26 protein-coding genes are annotated in these 22,944 nt (G+C 70.2%); 19 read left to right on the forward strand and 7 right to left on the reverse strand.

Annotated elements, in window-relative coordinates; translation table 11 throughout:
• The first annotated feature begins 101 nt into the window (after nucleotides 1–101).
• Genes AB0M80_RS08070 through AB0M80_RS08080 form a run of 3 tightly spaced genes read left to right on the forward strand, consistent with a single transcriptional unit; the run spans nucleotide 102 to nucleotide 3,879 of the window.
• Nucleotides 102–1,901, forward strand: coding sequence for a histidine kinase (locus AB0M80_RS08070; protein WP_364560592.1), 1,800 nt, complete (start codon nucleotides 102–104; stop codon nucleotides 1,899–1,901).
• On the forward strand, nucleotides 1,898–2,548 hold the full coding sequence (locus tag AB0M80_RS08075; protein ID WP_364560595.1) for a response regulator transcription factor: 651 nt from the start codon (nucleotides 1,898–1,900) through the stop codon (nucleotides 2,546–2,548). Before AB0M80_RS08070 ends, AB0M80_RS08075 begins: the two co-directional genes overlap by 4 nt.
• A gap of 23 nt (nucleotides 2,549–2,571) precedes the next feature.
• Entirely contained in the window at nucleotides 2,572–3,879 is a 1,308-nt protein-coding gene (locus tag AB0M80_RS08080) for an amidohydrolase (protein WP_364560598.1), read from the forward strand.
• Nucleotides 3,880–3,884: 5 nt separating this feature from the next.
• Here AB0M80_RS08080 and AB0M80_RS08085 read toward each other — a convergent pair whose 3' ends face one another.
• The 6 genes from AB0M80_RS08085 to AB0M80_RS08110 all read right to left on the reverse strand — a co-directional run bounded on the left by AB0M80_RS08085 (nucleotide 3,885) and on the right by AB0M80_RS08110 (nucleotide 10,647).
• Nucleotides 3,885–4,562, reverse strand: coding sequence for an SDR family oxidoreductase (locus AB0M80_RS08085; protein ID WP_364560601.1), 678 nt, complete (start codon nucleotides 4,560–4,562; stop codon nucleotides 3,885–3,887).
• A 13-nt stretch (nucleotides 4,563–4,575) separates the two neighbouring features.
• A complete protein-coding gene (locus AB0M80_RS08090) occupies nucleotides 4,576–6,186 on the reverse strand; it encodes an SdrD B-like domain-containing protein (RefSeq protein WP_364561993.1) in 1,611 nt (536 codons plus the stop codon).
• Between the two features lie 91 nt (nucleotides 6,187–6,277).
• Nucleotides 6,278–8,341, reverse strand: a complete 2,064-nt coding sequence (locus tag AB0M80_RS08095; protein WP_364560603.1) for a PhoX family phosphatase — start codon at nucleotides 8,339–8,341, stop codon at nucleotides 6,278–6,280.
• A 108-nt stretch (nucleotides 8,342–8,449) separates the two neighbouring features.
• Nucleotides 8,450–9,646, reverse strand: coding sequence for an MFS transporter (locus AB0M80_RS08100; protein ID WP_364560606.1), 1,197 nt, complete (start codon nucleotides 9,644–9,646; stop codon nucleotides 8,450–8,452).
• Between the two features lie 4 nt (nucleotides 9,647–9,650).
• Nucleotides 9,651–10,145 carry a hypothetical protein gene (locus AB0M80_RS08105; RefSeq protein WP_364560609.1) on the reverse strand — a complete coding sequence of 165 codons (495 nt, stop codon included), beginning with the start codon at nucleotides 10,143–10,145 and terminating at the stop codon, nucleotides 9,651–9,653.
• Between the two features lie 34 nt (nucleotides 10,146–10,179).
• Nucleotides 10,180–10,647 carry a helix-turn-helix transcriptional regulator gene (locus tag AB0M80_RS08110; protein WP_364560611.1) on the reverse strand — a complete coding sequence of 156 codons (468 nt, stop codon included), beginning with the start codon at nucleotides 10,645–10,647 and terminating at the stop codon, nucleotides 10,180–10,182.
• A gap of 165 nt (nucleotides 10,648–10,812) precedes the next feature.
• Here AB0M80_RS08110 and AB0M80_RS08115 point away from each other — a divergent pair, with 165 nt between their 5' ends.
• The 16 genes from AB0M80_RS08115 to AB0M80_RS08190 all read left to right on the forward strand — a co-directional run bounded on the left by AB0M80_RS08115 (nucleotide 10,813) and on the right by AB0M80_RS08190 (nucleotide 21,985).
• Nucleotides 10,813–11,073, forward strand: coding sequence for a helix-turn-helix transcriptional regulator (locus AB0M80_RS08115; protein ID WP_364560613.1), 261 nt, complete (start codon nucleotides 10,813–10,815; stop codon nucleotides 11,071–11,073).
• On the forward strand, nucleotides 11,070–11,975 hold the full coding sequence (locus AB0M80_RS08120; RefSeq protein ID WP_364560615.1) for a lambda-exonuclease family protein: 906 nt from the start codon (nucleotides 11,070–11,072) through the stop codon (nucleotides 11,973–11,975). The genes AB0M80_RS08115 and AB0M80_RS08120 overlap by 4 nt, the downstream gene beginning before the upstream one ends.
• A complete protein-coding gene (locus AB0M80_RS08125; RefSeq protein WP_364560617.1) occupies nucleotides 11,972–12,781 on the forward strand; it encodes a recombinase RecT in 810 nt (269 codons plus the stop codon). The genes AB0M80_RS08120 and AB0M80_RS08125 overlap by 4 nt, the downstream gene beginning before the upstream one ends.
• Entirely contained in the window at nucleotides 12,778–13,146 is a 369-nt protein-coding gene (locus AB0M80_RS08130) for a hypothetical protein (protein WP_364560620.1), read from the forward strand. The genes AB0M80_RS08125 and AB0M80_RS08130 overlap by 4 nt, the downstream gene beginning before the upstream one ends.
• Complete coding sequence (locus AB0M80_RS08135) at nucleotides 13,143–13,409, forward strand: hypothetical protein (protein WP_364560623.1); 267 nt, start codon at nucleotides 13,143–13,145, stop codon at nucleotides 13,407–13,409. Before AB0M80_RS08130 ends, AB0M80_RS08135 begins: the two co-directional genes overlap by 4 nt.
• Complete coding sequence (locus tag AB0M80_RS08140) at nucleotides 13,388–13,732, forward strand: hypothetical protein (RefSeq protein ID WP_364560626.1); 345 nt, start codon at nucleotides 13,388–13,390, stop codon at nucleotides 13,730–13,732. The genes AB0M80_RS08135 and AB0M80_RS08140 overlap by 22 nt, the downstream gene beginning before the upstream one ends.
• 158 nt (nucleotides 13,733–13,890) lie before the next feature.
• Nucleotides 13,891–14,133, forward strand: coding sequence for a hypothetical protein (locus AB0M80_RS08145; protein WP_364560629.1), 243 nt, complete (start codon nucleotides 13,891–13,893; stop codon nucleotides 14,131–14,133).
• Nucleotides 14,130–15,116 carry a hypothetical protein gene (locus AB0M80_RS08150; RefSeq protein WP_364560632.1) on the forward strand — a complete coding sequence of 329 codons (987 nt, stop codon included), beginning with the start codon at nucleotides 14,130–14,132 and terminating at the stop codon, nucleotides 15,114–15,116. The genes AB0M80_RS08145 and AB0M80_RS08150 overlap by 4 nt, the downstream gene beginning before the upstream one ends.
• Entirely contained in the window at nucleotides 15,113–15,628 is a 516-nt protein-coding gene (locus AB0M80_RS08155) for a hypothetical protein (RefSeq protein WP_364560634.1), read from the forward strand. The genes AB0M80_RS08150 and AB0M80_RS08155 overlap by 4 nt, the downstream gene beginning before the upstream one ends.
• Nucleotides 15,629–15,644: 16 nt before the next feature.
• Nucleotides 15,645–15,974 (forward strand): hypothetical protein, encoded by a 330-nt coding sequence (locus tag AB0M80_RS08160; protein WP_364560637.1) that lies wholly within the window; start codon nucleotides 15,645–15,647, stop codon nucleotides 15,972–15,974.
• Nucleotides 15,971–16,480, forward strand: a complete 510-nt coding sequence (locus tag AB0M80_RS08165) for a WhiB family transcriptional regulator (protein WP_364560640.1) — start codon at nucleotides 15,971–15,973, stop codon at nucleotides 16,478–16,480. The genes AB0M80_RS08160 and AB0M80_RS08165 overlap by 4 nt, the downstream gene beginning before the upstream one ends.
• A gap of 47 nt (nucleotides 16,481–16,527) precedes the next feature.
• Entirely contained in the window at nucleotides 16,528–16,803 is a 276-nt protein-coding gene (locus tag AB0M80_RS08170; protein ID WP_364560642.1) for a hypothetical protein, read from the forward strand.
• 45 nt (nucleotides 16,804–16,848) lie between these two features.
• On the forward strand, nucleotides 16,849–17,715 hold the full coding sequence (locus tag AB0M80_RS08175; protein WP_364560645.1) for a hypothetical protein: 867 nt from the start codon (nucleotides 16,849–16,851) through the stop codon (nucleotides 17,713–17,715).
• Nucleotides 17,716–17,816: 101 nt separating this feature from the next.
• A complete protein-coding gene (locus AB0M80_RS08180; RefSeq protein WP_364560648.1) occupies nucleotides 17,817–18,323 on the forward strand; it encodes a helix-turn-helix domain-containing protein in 507 nt (168 codons plus the stop codon).
• A 571-nt stretch (nucleotides 18,324–18,894) separates the two neighbouring features.
• Nucleotides 18,895–20,106: a PBSX family phage terminase large subunit gene (locus tag AB0M80_RS08185; RefSeq protein ID WP_364560650.1), complete on the forward strand. Its 1,212-nt coding sequence runs from the start codon at nucleotides 18,895–18,897 to the stop codon at nucleotides 20,104–20,106.
• A 34-nt stretch (nucleotides 20,107–20,140) separates the two neighbouring features.
• Nucleotides 20,141–21,985, forward strand: a complete 1,845-nt coding sequence (locus AB0M80_RS08190; protein WP_364560653.1) for a phage portal protein — start codon at nucleotides 20,141–20,143, stop codon at nucleotides 21,983–21,985.
• Here the strand turns inward: AB0M80_RS08190 and AB0M80_RS08195 are convergent.
• Entirely contained in the window at nucleotides 21,964–22,842 is an 879-nt protein-coding gene (locus tag AB0M80_RS08195; RefSeq protein ID WP_364560656.1) for a hypothetical protein, read from the reverse strand. The two genes, AB0M80_RS08190 and AB0M80_RS08195, sit on opposite strands and share 22 nt — an antisense overlap.
• Nucleotides 22,843–22,944: the final 102 nt, after the last annotated feature.

Consider the following 22,944-nt stretch of genomic DNA (forward strand, 5'->3'; position numbering starts at 1 on the left):
AGACGGCCAGTCACGCCCCGGCCCGCATCGGCCGATCGGCCGAGGGAGCGCGGGCCACTCGGCCAAGGTGCGGGCGCCGCGGGATCACGTAACGTCACGTTGTGCCCGCCGCGCCTCTGCCGAAAACGCTCTCCACCCGCGCCGCCGCCCTGGTGCGGCGCATCGGCGTGCCCTCCGCCGTGCTCTTCGTGGCGCTGCTGTTCGACGTCATCTACACGACGCAGGCTGCGCTCGACGACCACGGCCCGCGCTTCATCGACTTCGGCCTGCTGCCCGGCATCCTCGCGATGGTGGCTTGCGGGCTCTGGGCCCAGAAGCGGGCCGCCGTCGCCGGGGTGACCGGCGGTGGGGTGCTGGTGTTCTCCACCCTCTTCATCCACGCGTTCCACATCCCGCCGTACTCCAGCGTGCTGCCGAAGGTGACCATCACCGAGGTCGTGGCCGGGGTGCTGCTGGTCTACTACGTGACCCGCCGGGCGCGGGCGGGTGTGGCGTTCTGCGTGGTCGGCTTCCTGGTCTTCGCCGGCCTGGTCGCCGTCTTCGGCCGGTACGCGGGCGTCGGCGAGATCGACAGCGGCACGGGTATCCAGGCGTTGCTGTTCGGCCTGCTGCTGCTCGCCGGTCCGCTCGTGCCCGCCATCGCGGCCCGGGACCGCCGGCCGCAGGCCGATCCGCGGGTGCGCCGGCTGCGCCGGGTGAACGAGCTGGCGATGGGGCAGTGGCCGCTGATGGGCCTGCTCGCCTTCGCGCTGCTGTTCGAGTTCGGTTACACCTACTCGAACACCGTGCGCGGGTTCCCGGTCCTGTTCTGCTCGATCGTCGCGGCCGTGATCGCGGTGCTGTCCCCGCGGCGGCCCGCGGACGCGCTGCTCGGCCTGGCCGGGATCATGCTGCTGTCCGCGGTCATCACGCCGTTCCTGCACCTGCGCTCGTTCGACTACCCGGTGCTGGGTGGTGTGCCGTCCACGCAAATCGTCGCCGGCATGGGCGTGGTGGTGAGCCTGACCAGGGCCCGCGGGCTGAGCCAGTCCTGGGCACGGGTCGCCGTGCTGTCGAGCGTCGTCGCGCTCGGGGCGATCCTCAATTCGGAGGCCGGCCAGGGCCTGCAGACCGATCCCCAGGTCCTGTCCGTCCTCGCCTTCGCCGCGACGCTGTTGCTGGGCATCTCGATCGCCGTCGGCCTGATGCTGCGGTCACGGGACTCCGAGCGCACCCAGATCGTGCAGTCCGCGGTGAGCGACGCGCAGACCGCCGAGCGGATGGCGCTGGCCCGCGAGCTCCACGACGTCGTCGCCCACCACGTCACCGGGATCGTCGTGCAGGCGCAGGCCGCCCGGCTGATGGCCGAGAAGAACCCGCAGATCGCGGTGGACGCGATGGGCCGGATCGAGAACGCGGGCGTCGAGGCGCTCGCGGCGATGCGGCGGCTGGTCCGCTCGATGCGCGGCGACGCGCCGGCCGGGTCGAGCGAGTTCAGCGAACAGGCAACCACCGATCTCGGCGCCGACCTGCGGAAACTGGTCGAGAGCGCCAACCACGGCGTGCCGACGTCGATGCACCTCGACCTGCCGCCGGACCTGCCGCACGAGGTCGGCCGCTCGGCGCTGCGGCTGGTGCAGGAGTCGCTGACGAACGTCGGCAAGCACGCCGCCGACGCGACGGACGCGTTCGTCCTCGCCGAGGTCAGCAGTTCGGAATTGCACCTGCGGGTGACGGACAACGGACGTGAGACGGCGCACCGGCCGGCCGGCGGATCGGGCGGCTACGGTCTGGTCGGAATGCGCGAGCGCGTCGCACTGCTCAAGGGACGGCTGTCGGCCGGGCGGGGCCCGGACGGCGGCTGGCGCGTCGAAGCTTGGCTGCCGCTGGCGGCCGGAGAAGATACGGAAGGGGACGAGTGATCCGGGTACTGATCGCCGACGACCAGGAGATGGTGCGGATGGGCTTCCGCATGATCCTGGAGACGCAGGACGACATCGAGGTCGTCGCCGACGTACCCGACGGCGTCTCGGCGGTCTCGAAGGCCCGCGAGCTGCGCCCGGACGTCTGCCTGCTCGACATCCGCATGCCCGGCCTCGACGGCCTGGAGGTCACCCGGCAGCTGGCCGGGCCGGACGTGACCGACCCGCTGAAGGTGGTCGTGGTCACCACGTTCGACCTCGACGAGTACGTGCACACGGCGCTGCGCAACGGCGCGTCCGGGTTCCTGCTGAAAGACGCGGGCCCGGCGCTGCTGATCGAGGCGGTCCGCGCGGCCGACCGCGGCGACGCGCTGGTCTCGCCGCAGATCACCGTCCGGCTGCTCAAGCACTTCGACGGCGGCGCGGTGAAGTCGCGGGCCACCCCGCCGTCCGAGCCGCTGACCGCGCGGGAACTGGACGTCGTCAAGGCGGCCGCGCGGGGGCTGACGAACACCGAAATCGGCGCGGAGCTGTTCATGTCGTTGTCGACGGTGAAGACGCACCTGGCGTCGGTGCAGAGCAAGATCGGCGCGCGGAACCGGGTGGAGACCGCGGCCTGGGCGTGGCGGAGCGGAGTCGTTTCGTAATTGCGGGTGCGTAGTATCCAGAGATGCAACGCCGTTTCCACGCCCCTGTCGTTCTCCCCGCCGACCCGTCCTGTTCGCTCCTCCGTGACGCGGTCGTCGACGTCGACGCCGATGGGCGCATTTCGTACTGCGGACCGGCGGCCACCGCCCCCGAGTCCGCCGCACCGGTCACCACCCTGACCGGCATCCTGCTCCCCGGCCTGGTCAACACGCACGCGCACAGCCCGATGACGCTGCTGCGCGGCATGGGCGGCGACCTGCCCCTGCTGCCGTGGCTCAACGAGATCATCTGGCCGGCCGAGGCGAAGCTGCGGGCCGACGACGTCCGCACCGGCATGCTGCTCGGCTCGGTCGAGATGCTGCGCCACGGCGTCACGACCAGCGCCGAGATGTACTTCGAAGGCGAGCAGCTGGTCGACGCGGTGCTCACGACGGGCGGCCGCGTGCTGGTCGCCCCGCCGGTGATGGAGCTGCCCGGGCTGGACTGGCGGGCGCAGCTGGCGGCGATCGAGCGCTGGATCGACACGGACGGCCTCCGCTTCGGCCACGGCGACCGCATCGAGCTGGGTTATGGCCCGCACTCGGCGTACATGCTGTCCGAGGAGGGGCTGCGGGCGACGGCGGAGTCGGCTCTTTCGCGGGGCGCGCTGGTGCAGATCCACGTCGCGGAAGCGGCCGCGGAGGACGCGGCGGTCCGTGCCTCGCACGGTTCGGTGCCGGCACTGTTGCAGAAGCTCGGCGTGCTGGACGGGCGGGTGCTGGCGGCGCACGCGATCCATTTGTCGGATTCGGACATCTCGCTGTTCGCTTCGCACGGCGTTGGAATGGCGCACTGCCCGGGTTCGAACGCGAAGCTGGCCTCGGGGATCGCGCGGATCGCGGACCTGCGGGCCGCGGGGGTCGCGGTCGGCCTCGGCACGGACGGCCCGGCGTCCAACGACGACCTCGACCTGTGGGAAGAACTGCAGCTCGCGGCCATGGTCGCGCGCTTGTCCACGGGAGATTCGACGGTACTGACCGCGGCGGACGTGTTCCTGCTGGCCACCCGCGGCGGGGCTTCGGCCTTGGGCCGCTCGGACATCGGGGCGCTGGAGGCCGGCCGGTGGGCCGACCTCGTGCACATCGACCTGGACGACCCGGCGTTCGCTTGCGGCCTGGACGTGCCGGACGCGCAGCTGCTGTCGAACCTCGTCTGGGCGGCCGGCTCGCGGCGGGTCCGGGACGTGTGGGTGGCCGGCGAGCAGGTCGTGGCCGAGGGCGAATCAGTGACGGTGGACCGGGAAAAGGTCCAGGCCGGGGTGGCCGAGACGGCGGCCCGGCTGCGGGCCTAGCGGCATTAGCGAGGACGGAGGATGATCTCCGTCGGGTGGGCGTCCGGGGTGGCTGATACCGCCGTCACCACCGCGGTCGCCACCGAGTCCGGCTTCAGCAAGTGCGACGTGTCGTACTCGCGGCCTTCGCCCGCGAAGATCTCCTGCTGCATCTCCGTGTCCGTGCGCCCCGGGTAGACCGACGTCACGCGGATCTCCGGCTCCTCCTCGCGCAGCGCGTCGGCGAACGCGCGGACCGCGAACTTGCTCGCCGCGTACGGGGACCAGCCCGGGCGGGCGTTCAGGCCCGCACCCGAGTTGATCACCACCACGTGGCCGCGGGCCGCGCGCAACGCCGGGAGCAGCCGGCGGGTCAGCTCGACCACCGCCAGGGTGTTGACCTCGAAATTGTCGCGCCAGGCCGAGGCGGACGCGTCCTCGATGCGGCCCAGCCGCGCCACCCCCGCCGAGTGGACCAGCACGTCCAGGGACGAGATGTCCGCCACGGCGTCCGCGAGCGAAGCGGGATCCGTCAGCTCCACCGGCCACGGCTTCGCGCCCGGGAGCTCCTTCGCCAACGCGGCCAACGCGTCGGCGTCGCGGCCGCCGAGCAGCAGCCGGTGCGTCGGGGCCAGCTGGTGGGCGACCGCTGCGCCGATTCCGCGGGACGCGCCGGTCACCAGGGCGAGGGGAAGATCCGTCATGTCCCCACCGTAGCTACGCGATCCCGATGTCCACCGTGTGGTCTGCGCGCTTGCCGGGGCCGAGGGTGCGCGGGTCCGCGCAGCCGGACGCCGGGTCCGCGTCGGAATCGCGGACGTCGTCGCCGGTGTCCCTGGCCGTCGGGTGGTGGCCGTCGGACGTGAAGCACACCTGGTACGTGCCGTCCTCCAAGCCGGTGAAGCCGTACGAGCCGTCGGAGCCCGTGACCACGCTCGCCACCTCCTTGCCACCGGCGTCCTTCAGCACCGCCTTGACGCCGGCGAGGCCGGGTTCGCCCGCGTCCTGCTGCCCGTTCCCGTCCGCGTCGGCCCAGGCGAAGTCGCCGATCCGGTTCGTCGGGGAGACCAGGCCGAGGTCCGCCGCGAAGTCCTGGTGGGACGGCCCGCCCACGGTGCGCGGCGCGGTGCAGCCGTCGGGGTCGGCGTCGGAGTCCTGGTCTTCGGTGCCGACGTCCCTGCGGGTCACGGTGAAGTCCGCCGGGACGGCAAAGCAGACCTGGTAGGTGCCGTCCTTCAGCTTCTCGAAGCCGTACTTGCCCTTGTCGTCGGTCGTCGCGGTGCCGACCGTGCCGCCCGCGCCGTCCTTCAGCGTCACCTTGACGCCCGCGACGCCGGGCTCGTCCGGGTCCTGCAGCCCATCGCGGTTGCGGTCCGCCCAGACGAAGTCGCCGATCTTCGCGATCGGCGGCGGCGCGACGACGGTGATCGTCGCCGACGCCGTCTTCTCTCCGAGCGTGCCGCCCGGGTAGTGCACGCCGGTGACCTTCGCCGTGTTGACGTGCCCGTTGTCGGCCACCGCCAGGTCCGGGTGCTCGCAGGTCAGCTGCCGGTTCGCGCCCGCGGCCAGCGCGAACGGCGCGAACGGCTCGCCGCACCACGGGTCCTGCACGGTGATCCCGGTGAGGTCCTGCGTGCCCTCGTTGGTCACGGTGACGCGGTAGTGCGCGGTTTCGCCCGCGGTCACCGTCGCGAACGAGCCCCACGCACCAGTCGCCGGGTTCTGCACTTCCTTCTTCACCGAGTACGCCGCGAGCTGGAGGTCGACGCAGTCCCAGTGCAGCCGGTCGAGGGTGGTCGTGGCGAAGAACTTCACCGCGGCCGCCTTGGCCGGCGCCGTCGCCGCCGGGAAGTCCTGCCGGACGAGGTTGCCGTCGCCGGCGTAGTGGTCGGCGACCAGTTTGGTCTCCTGCACCTGCGTGCCGGTGGCGTCGAAGAACCGCAGGCCGGTGCCCGGTTGGTACCTCGGCGCGCGCGAAGCGGTCCAGACGCTGAGCGTGTAGACGCCGCCGGGCACGAACCGCTCGGTCTGGTAGGCGGTGCTGGTCTTGCCGTCCGGTGTCTGCATGACCGCCGACCGCTCCCCGTCTACGGCGTAATTCCGCTCGGTCAGCAGTTTCGGCGCCTTCGCGGCCGGTGTTCCGGGCGGGACCGGCGCGGCCGGGGCGAAGAGGTACCCGTCCGGGGCGCCGTTGCGCGCCGTGAGCTCGACGCTCGGGTTCGCCGCGAGCCCACCGCAGCCCGGGTCCGCGTCCGCAGCCGCGGACGCGGGCACCACCGCCGCCGCGATCGCCACCACCGCCACCGCCAGCGCACGTCCCGAGAGCATCACCTCTCGACTATGGCGCGCGGTGCGGGCCCGCACCGGCCGAGAACCGTCCACTTAAGAGTGAACCTCGGCCGGGACGGGCCCACCCGCGTCAGCGTTCGCCGATGCGGCCGGGCAGCCCGAAGCGGCCCTTCTTCCACACCGAGACGATGGCCGGCCGCGGCTGCGCGGTGCCGCCGTCCGGCCAGTGCGACGTCGGGTTCGCCGAGCTCGTCGCGTTCTCACCCGGGTGCTGGACCGCGACGAGCACCAGGTTGTCGGTCACGACCGGGCCGCACGTCTCGGCACCGACCGGCACCGAGAGGAACTGCTTGACGCGGCCACGCTCCGGGCCGGTGACCGGCACCGAGAAGAGGCCGTCGTTCGCGCCGAGCGTGTTGCCGTCGGTGGAGATCCACAGGTTGCCGTGCCGGTCGAACGCGACGTTGTCCGGGCAGGAGATCGGGCTGACCTGGTCCTTCGGGAACCCGCCGAAGTAGGTGTCCGCCGCCTGGGGATCCCCGCAGACCAGCAGCAGCCGCCAGGAGAACCGGGTCGACGCCGCGTCGCCGCGGTCCTCCTCCCACTCCAGGACGTGGCCGTTCTTGTTGCCCACCCGCGGGTTGGCCTCGTCGACGCCGGCCTTGCCCGCCGCGCCGCGGTCGCTGTTGTTGGTCAGCGCCGCGTAGATCCGGCCGTTGACCGGGTTCGGCTCGATGTCCTCCGGCCGGTCCATCTTCGTGGCCGCGACCTTGTCCGCGGCCTGGCGCGTGAAGACGTAGACCTCCTCGGCCGTGAAGCCGTCCACAAAGGACTTGTCGCCACTGGCCAGCGGGATCCACTCGCCGGTGCCGTCGAACTCGCCGTCGGCGGGCAGCGTGCCCTTGCCGTCGAGCTCCGCGGCCGGGCTGTCGCCGGTGAAGCGGGCGACGTACAGCGTGCCCTCGTCGAGCAGGGCCGAGTTGTGCCGCCGGGCGTAGGCGCTCTTGCCGGGCTTGTACTTGCCCTTCGACACGAACTTGTAGATGTATTCGAACCGGCTGTCGTCACCGGAGTAGACGGCGACCCGGCCGTCGGCGGTGATCTTGATGTTGGCGGCCTCGTGCTTGAACCGGCCGAGCGCGGTGTGCTTGACCGGCGTCGAGTTCGGGTCGTTCGGGTCGATCTCGACGACCCAGCCGAACCGGTTCGGCTCGTTGGGCTCCTGCGCGACGTCCCAGCGCTTGTCGAACCGCTCCCATTTGCGGGTGCTCGTGCCGGCGCCGACGGAGTAGCGCTTGAGCCGCGCGGCCGCGACCGGCTCGGTGACCTTGTCGGAGTTGGCGAAGTACTGGTCGAAGTTCTCCTCGCCGGAGAGCACCGTGCCCCACGGCGTCACGCCACCGGAGCAGTTGTTCTGCGTGCCGCGGACCTTGCGCCCGCTCGGGTCGGCCGAGGTCTGGAGGTACTTCGAGCCGGCGGCCGGACCGCGGACCTCGAAGATCGTGTCGAGGGTGATCCGGCGGCCGTACCGGCTCGGGACGACCTCGAGGCCGCCGCGGACCGGGTCGCGGCGGGCTTGCAGCACCGACAGGCCGTGCGCCGCCCAGGCGATCTTCGCCTGTTCCTCGGTCGGGTTGGCCGGGTCGTACTGGTCGGCCGGGAACATGTGGACCTCGGTGGTGTACTCGTGGTTGACCACGAGCAGGTTGGCCAGCCCCAGCGGATCCTGGGGGATCAGGCCGACGAAGTCGTTGTTGTAGCCGAACTGCTTGGCCTGCGCGGCCGCGGTCTGCTTGGCGAAGTCGAACTTCGGCGCGCCCGCGACGACCGGGTCACCCCAGCGGACGACGACGCGCTGGGCGTAGCCGTCGGGGATGCTGACCGCGTCGAGCTTGTTCGGCGGGACCGGCGTGAAGTCGGTGCCCGGGACGGGACGCGGGCGCGGCTTCGGCGTGGGCGCGGCGGCCGCGGTCCCCGTGGAAAGTGCGGCGAACCCGCCCGCGGCGGCGGCCATCACGGCGCCGGCCTGGAACACCCGGCGGCGTGAGATGTCCTTGACGACGTCGCCGAAGTACTCGTTGCCGGATTCGTTGGCCTCCGGGTGGGCGCACGCGTTGCCGCAGCGGTATTCACAGGTGATCGGGGAGCGGCCACCCGGGTGAGCGGGAAACAGCGGGAGCAGGCGGTCGAGCACTTCGCCTCCATGGTGGGGTTCGGGAACGAACCGAACCTAAGCTCCCAAAACCAGCCCACCCGGACATTCAGATGAACATCGGGTGTACCGCTACCCCGATCGGCCGCGTCAGAACTCTTCGCCGACGAGCACCGCTTCCTGCGGCACCGTGTGCGGGTCCGCCTTCTTCTCCCGCAGCGAGAGCAACGCGCCCGCGACGACGCACAGCACGGCCGAGGCGACGAACGGCGCCTGCGGCGAGCCGAACCACTCGGCGACGTGCCCGACCAGGGTGGCGGCGACCGCGCCGCCCAGCCAGCGGCAGAAGTTGTAGCCCGCGCTGGCGACCGGGCGCGGCGCGTCGCTGATCGACATCGCGGTGCCGGTGAACAGCGTGTTCAGCAGGCCGGACACCAGGCCGGAGACGACGATGCCCGCCACCAGCACCGGCTTGCTCGGCACGGCCAGAACCAGCATCAGCACGGCGTAGCCGAAGACGGCGGCCGCGGCCGCGTGCCGCTCGCCGAGCCGGGCGGCCAGCCGCGGCGCCAGCGCCACACCCGCCACCGCGACGCACAGGCCCCAGCCGCAGAAGACCAGGCCGACGGCGATCGCGCTCCAGCCGAGGACGAACGGCGACCAGGCGAGCACCGCGAAGAACGCGGCGGTGTACAGCGCCGAAGCGATGGAGGTGCGCAGCAGGCCGGGGTGCTTCAGCGCGCGCAGCGGGTCGAGCAGCTTGATCGGGGCCCGCTGCTCGTGCTTGTCGCTCTTGAGGAACACCGCGCACAGCACGAGCGCGCCCGCCATCAGGATCGCGGTGCCGAGGAACGGGCCCCGCCACGAGATGCTGCCGAGCAGCGCGCCCAGCAGCGGACCGATCGACAGGCCGACCCCGAGTGCCGCCTCGTAGAGGAGGATCGCGCCGGACTGCCCGCCGGTCGCGGCACCGACGATCACCGAAAGCGCCGTCGCGATGAAGAAGGCGTTGCCGAGGCCCCACACCACGCGGAGGCCGACGAGCTGCTCGATCGACCCGGCCGCCGCACACAGCGCGGTCGCGGCGACGATCAGCGTCAGCCCGACCAGCACGGTGCGCTTCGCGCCGAAGCGGGCGCTCGCCGCGCCGGTGACCAGCATCGCGACGACCTGGACGCCGAGGTAGGACGAGAAGAGCAGGGTGACCTGGGACGGCGTCGCGTCCAGCCCCTTGGCGATGGACAGCAGGATCGGGTCGACCAAGCCGATCCCCATGAAGGCGATGACCGCGGCGAACACGGATACGAGGAAAAGACACTCATATGGACTAACGGGCGGAGCAGCCATCCGGCTAGCTGCGGGGCCGCACCCGGAGTTGCCGAGAGGAATATCGCCGCAGGTCAGAGAGTGTCCGGGCAGCTCCCCCGCGAGTCTTCTTGCTGATCTCTCGGTATTCGAACACGGAGAGGTCGAGCACTCTCACGTAGAGTGTTCGTACGTCGACGACGAGCTGTTCGGCAATCTCGCCGGCATCGTCGGACCACAAGACGGCGTCGACAAGTTGGGGAACGATGATCAGCCGACGAGCCGCGGTCGCGTGCACGCGTCGCTCGAGCCGGGTATCGAGCCACGCAACGCCGCAGTAGCCGAGCACGTCGTCGCGCCGCTCGTGGTGGACGATCTCGTGCGCGACAGTGCACCGCGCTTCGGCCTGATTCAGGATCGGGTGCACCCGAATCCGACCGCCGCGGTAGTCGCCCCACCCGGCGACGGCGGACGACACGACCACCTCGGCGCCGAGTGCCTCGGCGTGCCGGTACGGGTCGTAAGCGCGGCCCCATTCCATGCGTGTTCCTCCCCAACACGCGGGCGGTGGGAAGTCAGGCGCCGGTATCCGGGCCGGGTTCGTCGGGCTGTTCAGCCTCGCTGAGCCACTCGCGTTCTTGTTGAACCCTCATCGGTTCCGTACTGGGGCTGTCGGCGACGAGTTGGAGAGGGTTACCTCGCTCGAACGTGGCCTTGTTCACGTGCACATCGGGAACTCGGGACGTCAGGTCGCCGAATCGGGCGTCGATCTCGTCGAGCAGCTCGCGCACGGAGTACGCCGAGAGGCTTTGACGAGCCTCGGCCGGCTCGAGCAGTCCAGCACCGACCAGCAGCGGCACAAGGGGCTCGCCGAGAGCCTTGGCGACGGCTCGCGCGTTAGGGATCGTGGGTGGTGAGCCGCGTTTTCGCCAATCAGAGATCCTGCTCTCGGAGACGCCAGAAGCGCGGGCGAGCTGCGCCGGCTTCCATCCTCGTTGCTCGAGTTGCGCTTGCAGGTAAGCCCACCATTGCCCGTCAGCCATGACGGCATCCTACTTCCACACACGGAAGTATCGACACCCGACGAACGTCTGTCACTCGCGTACTTGCGCGCACGGAAGCGTTGAAACTCACTTCCACCTGCCCGTATTGTCGATCTTCCGCGGGGGTTCGCGACTTCCACACGCGGAAGCAGGAGGGGAACGTTAGTGACATCGCACGTCCGCATCCGACCGGATGCGCTGAGCAAGATTGCCACTGCGAAAGGGCTGCGGTCGCGGTATGCGCTCGCGAAGTGCCTCGGCGTGAGTCAGTCGACCGTCGGGCGCGTGCTCGACGGCGAGCAGTGGCCCGGAAACGAGTTCATCGCCGCAACCATCAACGGACTTGGCATCACGTTCGACACGGTTTTCGAGGTCACCGGCGGCGACACGGCCTCGACGCCCGAGTGCGCGGGGATGGCTGGATGAGCGCCGCCGCTGTCCGTGTGGGCACGTTCGAGCCGGGCTCGGCCGAGTGGCTCGCCGCTCGCGCGGCCGCGCTCGGCGGCTCCGAGGTGGCCGCAGTGCTCGGCCTTTCGCCGTGGGAGAGCCGGTTTTCTCTCTGGCACAAGAAGAAAGGCAACACCGGTCCGGCGGAGGACAACGACGTCATGCGGTGGGGTCGCTGGCTCGAGGACCCGATCGCCCGCGCGTTCGCCGCAGCGCACCCCGAGTACCGCGTGCGCCGGTCCGGAACCTGGGCCAGTCGTGCGCGTCGGTGGCAGGTGGCGACGCCCGATCGGCTGTTGTCCAGCTTGACCGCTCGCGCGTTGCTCGAGGTCAAGACCGCGCATAACGCCGACGAGTGGGGCGAGCCGGGTACTGACGAGGTGCCGATCTACTACCGGACGCAAGCCCTGTGGCAGCTCGACACGCTCGGCCTGTCCCGGGCGCACATCGCCGTGTTGATCTCCGGCTCGGACTACCGCGAGTACGTCGTCGACTGGAACATCGCCGAGGTTTCCGTGCTCCGCGAAGCCGCCCGCGAGTTCCTCGACACCCTCGAGCGCGACGAACGCCCCGACATCGACGAGCACACCGCGACCTACCGCACGGTGCGCGCGCTGCACCCGCTCATTGACGACGTCGAGGTCGAGATCGCTCCGACGCTGGCCGAGCGCTACCGCGCCGCGGTCGCCGAGCACAAGGCCGCCGAGGACGCCAAGCGGCGGGCGGGCGCCGAGGTGCTCGACGCGCTCGGTTCCGGCCGGCGCGCCGCGGTCGCCGGCGAGTCGATCGCCATCCGCGTACCGGGCAACGGCGACTCGCCGCCGTCGTTGCGCCCGTCTCCCATCCGTTCGACACCGCAGAAGGTGAGCGCCGCAGCATGACCACTCAGACCGTCACGTCGGCCGTCGCACAGCAGCGGGACAACTCGCCGGCCGCGCTCGTACGCAGGTACCGCACGGACTTCGCGACCGTGCTTCCCAGCCACATCAAGCCCGAGACCTGGCTGCGCATCGCTACCGGTGCCCTGCGCCGGAGTCCGCAGCTTGCGAACGCCGCGGAGAAGAACCCGACGTCGTTGCTCGTTGCGCTGCTCGACGCCGCACGCAAGGGGCTCGAGCCGGGCACGGAGCAGTACTACCTAGTGCCGCGCAAGACCAAGCGCGGTCCCGAGGTGCTCGGCATCACCGGGTATCAGGGCGAGGTGGAACTCATGTACCGAGCCGGCGCGGTGTCCTCGGTCAAGGTCGAGGTGGTGCGCGAACACGACACCTTCGCCTACAACCCGGGCGAGCACGACCGACCAGTGCACGAGATCAACTGGCGCGCCGACCGCGGCGACCTGGTGCTCGCCTACGCCTACGCGAAGATGCGCGACGGGGCGACGAGCAACGTCTCGGTGCTCTCCGCCGCGGACATCGCCGTGATTCTGTCCAAGGCCGAAGGCGCCGACTCGCCGTTCTCGCCGTGGCAGTGGAACCCGAAAGCGATGTGGCTCAAGAGTGCCGCGCACCAGCTCGCGAAGTGGGTGCCGACCAGCGCCGAGCGCGTCTGGCAGCCCGAGGGGCCGCCGCCCGAGACGCCGCCGTCCGCGCCGGTCACTCTGCCCGCCGCCGAGGACGTCGTCGACGCCGAGGTCGTCGAGGACTGGCCGGACGCGCCGGCGGATGCCGCGGACGGTGAGCGATGACCGCGACCAGGGCGAAGGGCCTCGAGGTGATCGCCGACGAGCCGACCGAAGCGCCGATGCGCGCCAAGGGCGGCGCGCCGGTGCTTTGGCGACAGACGCGAACGCTGCTGCTCGCCGATGGCTCGACGACGTACGGGTGCGTCCATTGCGACTACACCTCGGACAACATGCACTCGATCCGGCCGCACCTGAACAAGCACCGGACCACGCCGGCCGCCGAGGTCGAGGTCGACCCGCTCGACGAGCTCACCGTCGGCGAGATCCGGCAGCGGCTCGCCGCGGCCGACGGTTGGCAGGCGCGCGCCGTGCGCGCCGAGCAACACCTGTCGATGCTGCGCTCGGCTCTGCGGGAGGTGACCGCGTGACCGCGGCCGCATTCGCGCGGACCGGCCGTGTTGTCGTCTGCTGCGCCGAGCACCTCGGCGCCGGTTGCTGCGACCCGACCGACTGCTCGCCGTGCTGCCCGGAGTGCCCGACGTGCCCAGTAGTCGCCGACCGAACGCCGGCGCAGCGGGTCTACGACATGTCCGGACACCGCGAGATACTCGCCGACCTGGCCGAGTGGGCTCGCGAGATCCGGTCACGACCGTGGGAGGGGTCCAAGCCGTGGCCGACCAGCTCACCCTAGGCTTCGCCGACCGGCACGCTGGCCAAGAGGCCAACCTCGCCGCCGCGGTCGCCGTGAACCGCGACTACCGGGCCGCCGCCGAGGTCGCGCTCGCCGCACTGGTCCGCGAGGGCCGGCCGTTCACCGCCGAGGACGTCCGCAAGGCGGTTCCCAAGGACGTCGAGCCGCACTCGCCGAACGTCTTGCCGTCCGTGCTCGGGACGTGGGCGGCCCGTCGACTGATCGTGCCGTGCGGCGAGTACCGCAGCCGCCGGCGAAGCCGCCGCGCGAGCCGAAACCGTGTGTGGATCGCTCGCCCTGCCAACGGGAACCCGGACGAGTGAACAACCCGAATTTGTACTTCTAGTACAGAAACGGCGCCGTTCTCGGTTTAGCGTTCCCGCACCGAGATAGCGAAACAACCATTTCAGCACGTCACCGACCAGTGGCGGGCGCGGTGAAGCGCGCCCGCGTCCGCCACTGCACCACCCCAGGGGGACCCGTGATCATCGAATTTCCGAGCGGCCGAATCGCGGCCGCGCCCGTGCGGAAGCTCGACGCGCTCGCCGTCGAGGCCGCGCTCAACGGCCGACGTACGTACGACCAGCTGCACCAGCGCGAGGTGTTCGAGGTCGTCCGGATCGCACGCCGCCGCGGCGACACCCTCGACCAGGTCGCCGCGCTGCTCGACGTGGATTACTTCATGATCGCCGAGGAGTACGAAGCCGCAGCGGGGGCGCGATGAACGCTCGCGCACAGGACCGGCGCGAGTACATCCGGCTCTCCGTCGACCTGCCGTTGCACCCGAAGCTCGTCGAGATCGACGACCCGGCCGCCGGCTGGTTGTACGTGACCGGGCTCTGTTACGCCGGCCAACACCTCACCGACGGGGAAATCCCGCCGGCCGCCGTCGTCCGGCTCGCCGGCGTGCACAAACGGCTCGCCGAGCGGCTCGTCGAGGTCGGACTCTGGCACCGCCTCGGGCACGGCTGCCCGGACTGCCCGCAGCCGCGCCGCGGACACGTCATCGTGCACGACTACCTCGAGCACCAGCGTTCCGCCGGCGAAGCGAAGGCCCTGCGCGACGCTCGCCGCGAAGCAGGCAGCAAGGGCGCGGCCAAGCGATGGGCCAAGCAGCGCGACGCCGTCGAGGGCCAGGTCGACGAGACCGAATCCGACGGCAACCCGGTAGCCGAACCGGTAGCAAGTGCCATAGCCGACGCCACGTACGGGCCAGAGCAAACGGGTAGCAACCCGATGCCAGAGGGAGAGGTAGAGGGAGAACTACTACCCCCTAACGGGGGTAGTAGCCGTGCGCGTGGGGGCGCGCGTACGCGAGGCACGACCACCGCGGCCGAACTCGCCACCGCGTCACGTCCCGATGCATATCGCCTGGTCACGGCATGGCGTGACCAGACCGGCGCCGCCTATCGGCCGGCGACCATTCGTGCTCTCGCTAAGCAGGCCGACGGGATTTTGCGCGACGGTGGCGCCCTGATTCCGCTGCGTGCCGCGCTCGACGAGTGGAACCGCCGGGCCGGTGCACGTCCTGGTCTGTTGCCGCACCTGTACGACGATGCGGTCAAGGCGGCTCAGCTCGCCGAGCAGCCGGCCGCGCGTCCGCCAGTTCGCAGTGCTCGTGGCGAGAAGGTCCGCGGATGGCTCGCGCTCGCCGCCGAGCCCGCGTCCGTCGACGCCGAACAGCTCGTCGACGGGGCGCGCGCATGAACCGGGCCGAAGTCGCGACCCTGCTCGGCGCCGCCTCGGCCGTCGATCCGAAGGTGCCGCAACCCGATCCGGACGTGCTCACGATGTGGGCCGGCATCCTCGACGACGTCCCGGCCGACGTCGCCGGCGCCGCGGTCCGAGCGCACTACCGGCACCAGGGCGAGACCGTCATGCCGGCCGACATCGTCGAGTACTGGCGAACGATCCGGCGCGACGCCGCCGAGCGCGAGCACGACGCGCAGTTGCGAGCACGTGCCATCGAGCGCCCGCCAAATCTGCGCGCCATCCGCGACGGTGTCGCCCGGGTTACCGCGGCGCTCGCCATCACCCGCGGGGTCGATCCCGAGTACGCCGAGGCCGAAGTCGAGGCCCGCCGCGCCTACCTCGCCGTGGCGTGCACCTGGTGCAAGGCCAGACCGGGCGCACCGTGCACCGGTCCCGGTGGCAAGCCGCTCACCAAGCAGCCCGCGCACGACGCCCGGCTCGCCGACGCGCTCGCGTCCACACGTTGACCACCAGGGGGAACCGATGAACAACCACGACGAGACCACCGCGGCGACCGGTCGCCGGCGCCTCCGCGCGCACGCGCGCGTCGACGCCGGCTCGCCGGGCGCTTCCGGTGCGAGTCACCACGGACCCGCGACGGTCGGCCTGTCGGCGCTCGACCAGTTCGCCGCGTTGCTGCGCCAGGCCGGCGAGCGCGCGCCGGCCGTCGTCGAGGGCGACCTCGGCCGCCGGCTCGGCATCGCGCTCGAGGGGCTCGCGCGGCAACCGGGTACGGGGTTGCTGCCCTTCCGGCTTCGCCGGCTCGCCGAGGCCGTGCTCGCCGCGCCGCTGATCGACAAGGCGCCGCAGTGACGCGCGGGCCGTCGTGGCGCGAGGGCGCAGCGTGCCGCGGACGCCTCGACCTCGATTTCATCGACCCGGCCGACGAGCAGGTCGACCAGTGCCGCGCCGTGTGCGCCGAGTGCCCGGTGCGCGAGCTGTGCCTCGCCGACGCGCTCACTTCCGGGGAAGCGTGGGGGATCTGGGGAGGGCTCGACGCCGACGAGCGGGCTGCGGTCGCCGAGCAGGACGGACACCCCGCGCCGACGATTCGGCCGGCGCACGGCACGAACGCCCGGTACGCAAAACACCGGTGCCGCTGTGCGGCGTGCACCGCGGCGCACGCCGAGTACGAACGCGAGCGCCGTGCCCGGCTCCGGGCTCGCCGGCGCGGCACGGTGCCACGCGCGTACGTGCTCGCCGAGCCGGTCCGGTGCGGCCGCACGTGGGCCGGCGCCGGTCAGTACGTGCTAGCGCTGCCCGGTCTCCCGATCCCGGCCGAGGCCGAACTCGACGAGCCGCTCAGCGCAGCCGCGTGAACGGCACCGGTCGTAGGCTGTCCCGACTCGACACGAAGGAAGGTTCGTTGAGCGCACGCGCATTCGCCCGAAGCACGCTCATCGCCGGTGACCTGGTGAACTGTCGCCACGAACACCCGCACAAGCCCGGCCGCGTGTGCCTGCTTGCGAAGGCACACGGCGGACTCGGCGCCGCCGCTCCGCACCGCTCGGTCGAGGGCGACGAGTGGTTCGACGCCGTGTGCCGCACGTGCCGCGGCGCGGGCTCGGTCGACGGCGTCGAGTGCGCGCCGTGCTCTGCGGGCGGATGGGTGCTCGTCGACCAGGCGACCGGCGCCGCGTAGCTGTCGCGCCCGGTCGGTGACACAGCCGGCTCGAGGCTCGAGTGCATGATCGACACGTGCGCCGCGCCGTTCTGCCGTAACGCGACCACCGGCGGCACGGTGTGCCCGTCGTGCCTCGGCCGGCTCCGGGCCGACCTGGTCGACGTCGCTGAGCTGATCGACGACCTCGAGGACACCGTCGCCAGGCTGGCCAACACCGGGCCGCCGCGGGTCGGCTCGCGCCCGGCCGAGACCGGGCTGCCGTTCAACGTCGGCGCCGCCGAGGTCCGCGACATCGTGCACAACGTGCTCTCGACGTGGGTGCGGGACCTGTGGGAAACACATGGCCCACACCGGGCAGTGCCCACCGGCGAGACCGCGCCGGATGGAACGCCGCTCACCGTCGCCGAGCTGGAACCGCTCGACCTCGACGACACCGTGCCCGAGATGGCCGCGTGGCTGCGTCGACATCCGTCGTGGGTCGAGTACCACCCGGCAAGCGGCGAGCTGGTCGACGAGATCGGCGACGCCGTCGAGCAGGTCCGCCGGGCCGTCGACCTCCCGCCGGCGCGCGTGTACTGCGGGCCGTGCCCGGACTGTTCAGCCGACCTCTACGCCCGACCCGAACGGGCCGTCGTTGCGTGCCGTGAATGCGGGATGCGACACGACGTCGAGGCCCAGCGCGAGAAGCTGCTCGAGGCCGCCCGTGAGGTCGAGGCGACGGCAGCGGAGATCGCCCGTGCGTTGCCGAAGCTGCTCGGCCGCGAACTATCGGCGAACACGCTGCGCACGTGGGCGCGCACCGGCAAGCTCGCGAAGCGCAAGCCCGACGAACACGGCCGACCGCGGTACCGCGTCGGCGACGTCATCGACCTTGCGCTCGTGACCCCCGTCCGGGTGCGTGTAACCCGCGAACGGGCCGGTTGTGCTTAAACTGGCGATTAGCAGCGGGTGAGCTATACCCGCACCACGAACTGACAGCCCCGGGCTACCTCCCCCCTCGGTCCGGGGCTGTCTGCTGCTCAGGGGGCGAGGTGACCGCCTTGCCGCGCAACCTCATCACCGATGCGGACCGGGAACGTGTGCGCGAGCTGCACGCCGAGGGCAAGACCCGCAACGACATCGCCCGGGAGATCAACCGCTCGCCGTCCACGGTGACCGGCATCGCCCGCGCGCTCGGCCTGTCCTTCGACCGCTCGGCCACTGCCGCCGCGACGCACGCCCGCCAGGTCGACAACCGGGCTCGCCGCGCCGACATCGTCGGCCGTCTCTACGGCCGCGCCGAGCGCATCCTCGGCCGGCTTGAGGCTGACAGGTACACATTCACCGCGACCACGATCAACGGCGTTGAGTCCAAGGTGCTCGACCACGTGCCGGCACCGGACGAGAAGGCGCTCGCCTCGGCGATGTCGACGCATCTCGGCGCCGCGGCCAAGCTCGAGCAGGTCGACGCTGACACCGGCGCCGATGGCGTCCGGTCGATGCTTGGCGGACTAGCCGTGGCACTCGGCATTCACGTCGCGCCGGGCGAACCCCACTAGCCGAGGTCGAATCTTCTCCGTGGATGAGTCGGTTCCCAGAATTTGCCGCGCACGACTGTGTGCCCGGCTCGCACGTACGGCAAGAGATCGGCGTCGCTAACGTCGCTGACTCGTTCGAGCAACCTGTTTACGCCAGCTTGCCAGAAATACACGACGAGTTCCTCGCCGGGCTCGAGCCGATAAGGCAGGGCTTGACTGTCCGGTGAATCGGGAGTTATGACGACGGATCTCGGGCCAGGACTCGTGAACTCAGCCCGCTTCGGCAGGCTCAAGCCAACTTCGTGCACCGTCGCAGCGGTCCGCCCGGTGTTGGTCACGACAACCAGTACCGGGAATTCTCCACCAGGTACCGGCGGACCGTCGGGAAATTCCGATCGGACCAGCAGCAGGGCGCCCGTTCTCCTCCAAGACACGATTTGCCAGCTCAAGGACGCCAGCGCCACCAAGAGCGCAAGCCATGCCACAGCTGTAGTCATGGCATGACGCTACGACTCTGGCTCGTGGGTTCTCGGCGTAGGGCGGGGTGATCGTGCCCGTTGATCTCCCGTTGTCGCCGGCACAGGTCGAGTCGATGCGCGAGTCGCGTGCCCGCGTAAACATCTGGTCGGGCGCCATCCGGTCAGGTAAGACCATCGCGAGCTTGTTGCGCTGGTTGATCTACGTCGCGCACGCGCCCCGCGGCGGGCAACTCGTCGTTGTCGGGCGCACCCGGGACTCGGTCGCGCGCAACGTGTTCGCGCCGCTGCAAGACCCGAGCTTGTTCGGCGCGGTCGCCGACCACGTTCGCTACACGGCAGGCGCGCCGTCCGGGTGGATTCTCGGCCGGCAAGTGTTCGTGCTCGGCGCCTCCGACAGCAAGGCCGAGAAGGTCTTGCGCGGGTTGACCTGCGCCGGCGCGTACGTCGACGAGGTCACCGTCGTTGCCCGCGAGTTCTTCAAGCAACTACTAGGCCGGATGTCGGTTCCGGGCGCGCAACTGTTCGGCACCACCAACCCGGACAACCCGGCGCACTGGTTGAAGCACGACTACCTCGACCGGCTCGCCGAGCTGCCCGACTGGCGCTCGTTCGCGTTCACCCTCGACGACAACCCCTCGTTGTCCGCCGAGTACCGCGCGAGCATCCGCCGCGAGTACACCGGCTTGTGGTTCCGGCGGTTCATCCTCGGCGAGTGGGTCGCCGCTGAGGGCGCCGTGTTCGACATGTGGGACCCCGACCGGCACGTCGTGCCGTGGGACGAGCTGCCAGACCTGCGGCGCCTGCTCGCCGCCGGCGTCGACTACGGCACCACGAACGCAACCGCGGCGCTGCTGCTCGGCCTCGGCGCCGACGACCGGCTCTACCTCGTCGACGAGTGGCGCCACGATCCCGCGCACGCACGAACTCGGCTTACCGACTCCCAGCTCGCCGCCGGCCTGCGCGAGTGGCTCGACCTCGACCACCACCCGCGCCAGCCGGGCCGCCCCGAGTTCGTCGTCGTCGACCCCGCCGCGGCGAGCTTCCGGGTGCAACTCCAGTCCGACGGCGTGCTCACGCAAGCCGCCGACAACGACGTCGCATACGGCATCCGGACCGTGTCGAGCCTGCTCGCCGAGGACCGGCTACGCGTCGCCGACCGGTGCCGCGGCTTCATCGCCGAGGTACCCGGCTACTCGTGGGACGACAAAGCGACCGCCGCCGGCGAGGACAAGCCGATCAAGATCGCTGATCACTCGCTCGACGGCGGCCGCTACGCCGTGACGACTACTGAGGCGCTCTGGCGGCCTGCTCTCGCCGCCGCCTGAACAGCGGGTACGCCTCCGGCTTGCCCTGCTTGTCTTGGCCGACCGTCCACTCGGACAGGACCCACCCGGCGCGCTCGATGGCCTCGATTTGCTGGGACCAGTCGGCAACCTCGCCGGACATCCCGTGGTGCGTCGCCGCCCAGTTCAACCGCGCCGCGAAGAAAAAGCGACCAGCTGCATACGCCTTCTGTGCGTCGGCGCCGACCTGGGCCGCCTTGGCGTCCTTGATGAAACCCACGTCTCTCCCTGCTCTGGTGAAAGGGGGTGCGTCATGCCGTCTTCGTGGCCTCCCCCGCCGTTCGACGACGCGCACGCGCGTATGCGCGAGTGGGATGCCTGGTACACCGGTGATCCCGAGCGGCTCGTCGAGATCTACACCGGTGAACGCCGGCGCGCTGTTACACCTCGGCTTCGCCCCTCGACCTACCGCGGCGGCCTGGTGGGCGGGCTCGCCCGGTTCTTCTGGGGCCGGCCGGTCCCTGTTGGCCAGACGCGACAGCGGGTGCACGTGCCGCTCGCCGCGGACATCGCGACCGCGTCGGCCGACCTCCTGTTCTCCGAACCGCCTCGCATCGTCGTCGACGACGCCGCGGCACAAGCCCGGCTCGACTTGGTGCTCAACTCGCCGGCGATGCACTCGCGGTTGCTCGAGGCGGCCGAGATCGCCTCGGCGCTCGGCGGCGCCTACCTGCGGGTGGTGTGGGATACCGAGGTGGCCGAGCACGCCATGCTCGACGCCGTCCACGCCGACGCCGCGGTTCCGGAGTGGCGATGGGGTGAGTTGTCCGCGGTCACCTTCTACACGCGGGTGCGCGTCGACGGGCCGGCCGTGTGGCGCCACCTCGAGCGCTACGAACCAGGCCGGATCGTGCACGCGCTGCACGTCGGCACCGACACCGAACTCGGTCGACCGGTTCCGCTCGCAGAGGACCCGGCGACCGCGTGGGCGGCGCCGCTGGTCGACGCCGAGGGCAGCATCGCCACCGGCACCGACCGGCTCGCCGCCGCGTACGTGCCCAACGTTCGCCCTAACCGGGTCTGGCGCGGCACTCCGCAACTCGCTCCGCTGGGCCGGTCGGACTTCGACGGGGTCGAAGGTCTCTTCGACGCGCTCGACGAGACGTACACCAGTTGGATGCGCGACGTCCGGATCGCCAAGGCCCGGCTACTGGTGCCCACTGGGTACTTGCAGGACAACGGCGCCGGCCGCGGCGCGAGTTTCGACGAAGACCGAGAGGTCTACACCGAGTTGAACGCGCTCTCGCGCGGCGGGTCGGACACCCTCACCGTCTCCGCTCACCAATTCGCGATCCGGGTAGCCGAGCACCGCGAGACCGCCGAGGACATCACCCGGACCGCGCTCCGCGCCGCCGGCTACTCACTGGCGACGCTCGGCGACGACGACGGCGACGCCTCGATCACCGCGACCGAGGTCACCGCCCGCGAGAAGCTGTCGAACCGCACCCGAGACAAGAAGGCCCGCTACTGGGCGTCCGGGCTCGCGCAGATCTCCGCCGCCCTGGTTGAGGTCGACCGGTACGCGTTCGGCGGGTCGGCGACCGTGCCGGACGTGCCGAAGGTCGAGTTTCCCGACCGGACGCAACCGGACCCCGAAGCGCTCGCCCGCACGGTGCAGGCGCTCGCCGCGGCCGAGGCTGCCTCGACCGACGTGCGGGTGCGGATGGTTCACCCCGACTGGAACGACGACCAGGTCGGCTCCGAGGTCGCCGCTATCCTCGCCGAATCCGGCCGGAGTGTGCCCGACCCGGCGACCTTCAGCGGGTCCGAACAGTTCGTTCACTCATCAACCAGAGTGACTGACGATAGTTCCCTACCCGCACCTTCTTCCGTAGACGGCTACCCCTTCCACAGCTTGTAGCTGATCTCAGTGATGCCACGAACGTCGACTGGAAGCTTCTGCACTTGAATCGCAGCTACATTGAAGTCTCCAGTCTCCACGCAGTACCATGCACCGACCCCTCCAACAGCCGTTTTCTCAGTGTGGTCGTGTAACGTCTTCAAAATATTAGCGCACTTCTCAAAATCGGGACTTTGCGGAGCAGGGGCCATGTGGTGGCCACCAGGGGTAGAAGTGGCAAAATAAGAGTTCTTGGCTCCAGTAAAGAAAGTAAATTGCAAGTCTGCATTCGGCACACTATTGCCAATCACTCCGGTCTCGAAATCAGCATAGTCACCATCGCGAAAGGCTAATTTTCCCTCCCCAACAGATTGCCCCCGAGATGGAATATCCATATTTGACCCGCCGACACCAGGGGTATTGGATGAAGGGATTGCATTTGACGAATTCGAAGCACCTCTCGACTGACTAGTCTCCGTACTCGTCGCAACGGGAGCTTGACTGATCCCTCCAGCCGTTGAACCCTTGTCATTCGTTGACCGATTCCAGTAACCGGCGAGCGCGCCGCCAGTTGTCGCGGAGCCGATTACAAGCAAGGAAACCATACCAATAACCGACCACCCAACCCCCTTTCCCCATAGCCAGAGTAGTCCTGCGCAAGCTATTGCGACACTTATCAAGCCCGCCACAAGTGCACCTAAACTAACCGTACTTGTTATGAGTTGAGCAATACCGACAATATCAGCAAGCGAGCCCACTCCGGTTATAGCGATAGCCCGCAGACGGCGCTTGGCGTCCACCTTCGGCGCCAACTCCGGGGTCGGTACATCTACATCTGTTTTACGATCTTCTTTCGACTCAGACTTCTGGGCTTCCATGCCAACTCCCCCTCCTAGATCGATCAATAGATACACCACTCACCGGGTTCACGAAGGTACCCGCCGTTGCCAAGCCGACGACATTACACCCGCGCACCACTG

The organism is Amycolatopsis sp. NPDC051045, assembly GCF_040682955.1.
Taxonomy (GTDB): Bacteria; Actinomycetota; Actinomycetes; order Mycobacteriales; family Pseudonocardiaceae; genus Amycolatopsis.

Coding starts and splice junctions, on each gene's coding strand:
- AB0M80_RS08080 (WP_364560598.1), top strand. CDS start 2,572: ATGCAACGCCGTTTCCACGCCCCTGTCGTTCTCCCCGCCGACCCGTCC.
- AB0M80_RS08195 (WP_364560656.1), bottom strand. CDS start 22,842: ATGGAAGCCCAGAAGTCTGAGTCGAAAGAAGATCGTAAAACAGATGTA.
- AB0M80_RS08110 (WP_364560611.1), bottom strand. CDS start 10,647: ATGGCTGACGGGCAATGGTGGGCTTACCTGCAAGCGCAACTCGAGCAA.
- AB0M80_RS08125 (WP_364560617.1), top strand. CDS start 11,972: ATGACCACTCAGACCGTCACGTCGGCCGTCGCACAGCAGCGGGACAAC.
- AB0M80_RS08105 (WP_364560609.1), bottom strand. CDS start 10,145: ATGGAATGGGGCCGCGCTTACGACCCGTACCGGCACGCCGAGGCACTC.
- AB0M80_RS08120 (WP_364560615.1), top strand. CDS start 11,070: ATGAGCGCCGCCGCTGTCCGTGTGGGCACGTTCGAGCCGGGCTCGGCC.
- AB0M80_RS08085 (WP_364560601.1), bottom strand. CDS start 4,562: ATGACGGATCTTCCCCTCGCCCTGGTGACCGGCGCGTCCCGCGGAATC.
- AB0M80_RS08175 (WP_364560645.1), top strand. CDS start 16,849: ATGATCGACACGTGCGCCGCGCCGTTCTGCCGTAACGCGACCACCGGC.
- AB0M80_RS08130 (WP_364560620.1), top strand. CDS start 12,778: ATGACCGCGACCAGGGCGAAGGGCCTCGAGGTGATCGCCGACGAGCCG.
- AB0M80_RS08100 (WP_364560606.1), bottom strand. CDS start 9,646: ATGGCTGCTCCGCCCGTTAGTCCATATGAGTGTCTTTTCCTCGTATCC.
- AB0M80_RS08185 (WP_364560650.1), top strand. CDS start 18,895: ATGCGCGAGTCGCGTGCCCGCGTAAACATCTGGTCGGGCGCCATCCGG.
- AB0M80_RS08090 (WP_364561993.1), bottom strand. CDS start 6,186: ATGCTCTCGGGACGTGCGCTGGCGGTGGCGGTGGTGGCGATCGCGGCG.
- AB0M80_RS08155 (WP_364560634.1), top strand. CDS start 15,113: ATGAACCGGGCCGAAGTCGCGACCCTGCTCGGCGCCGCCTCGGCCGTC.
- AB0M80_RS08160 (WP_364560637.1), top strand. CDS start 15,645: ATGAACAACCACGACGAGACCACCGCGGCGACCGGTCGCCGGCGCCTC.
- AB0M80_RS08150 (WP_364560632.1), top strand. CDS start 14,130: ATGAACGCTCGCGCACAGGACCGGCGCGAGTACATCCGGCTCTCCGTC.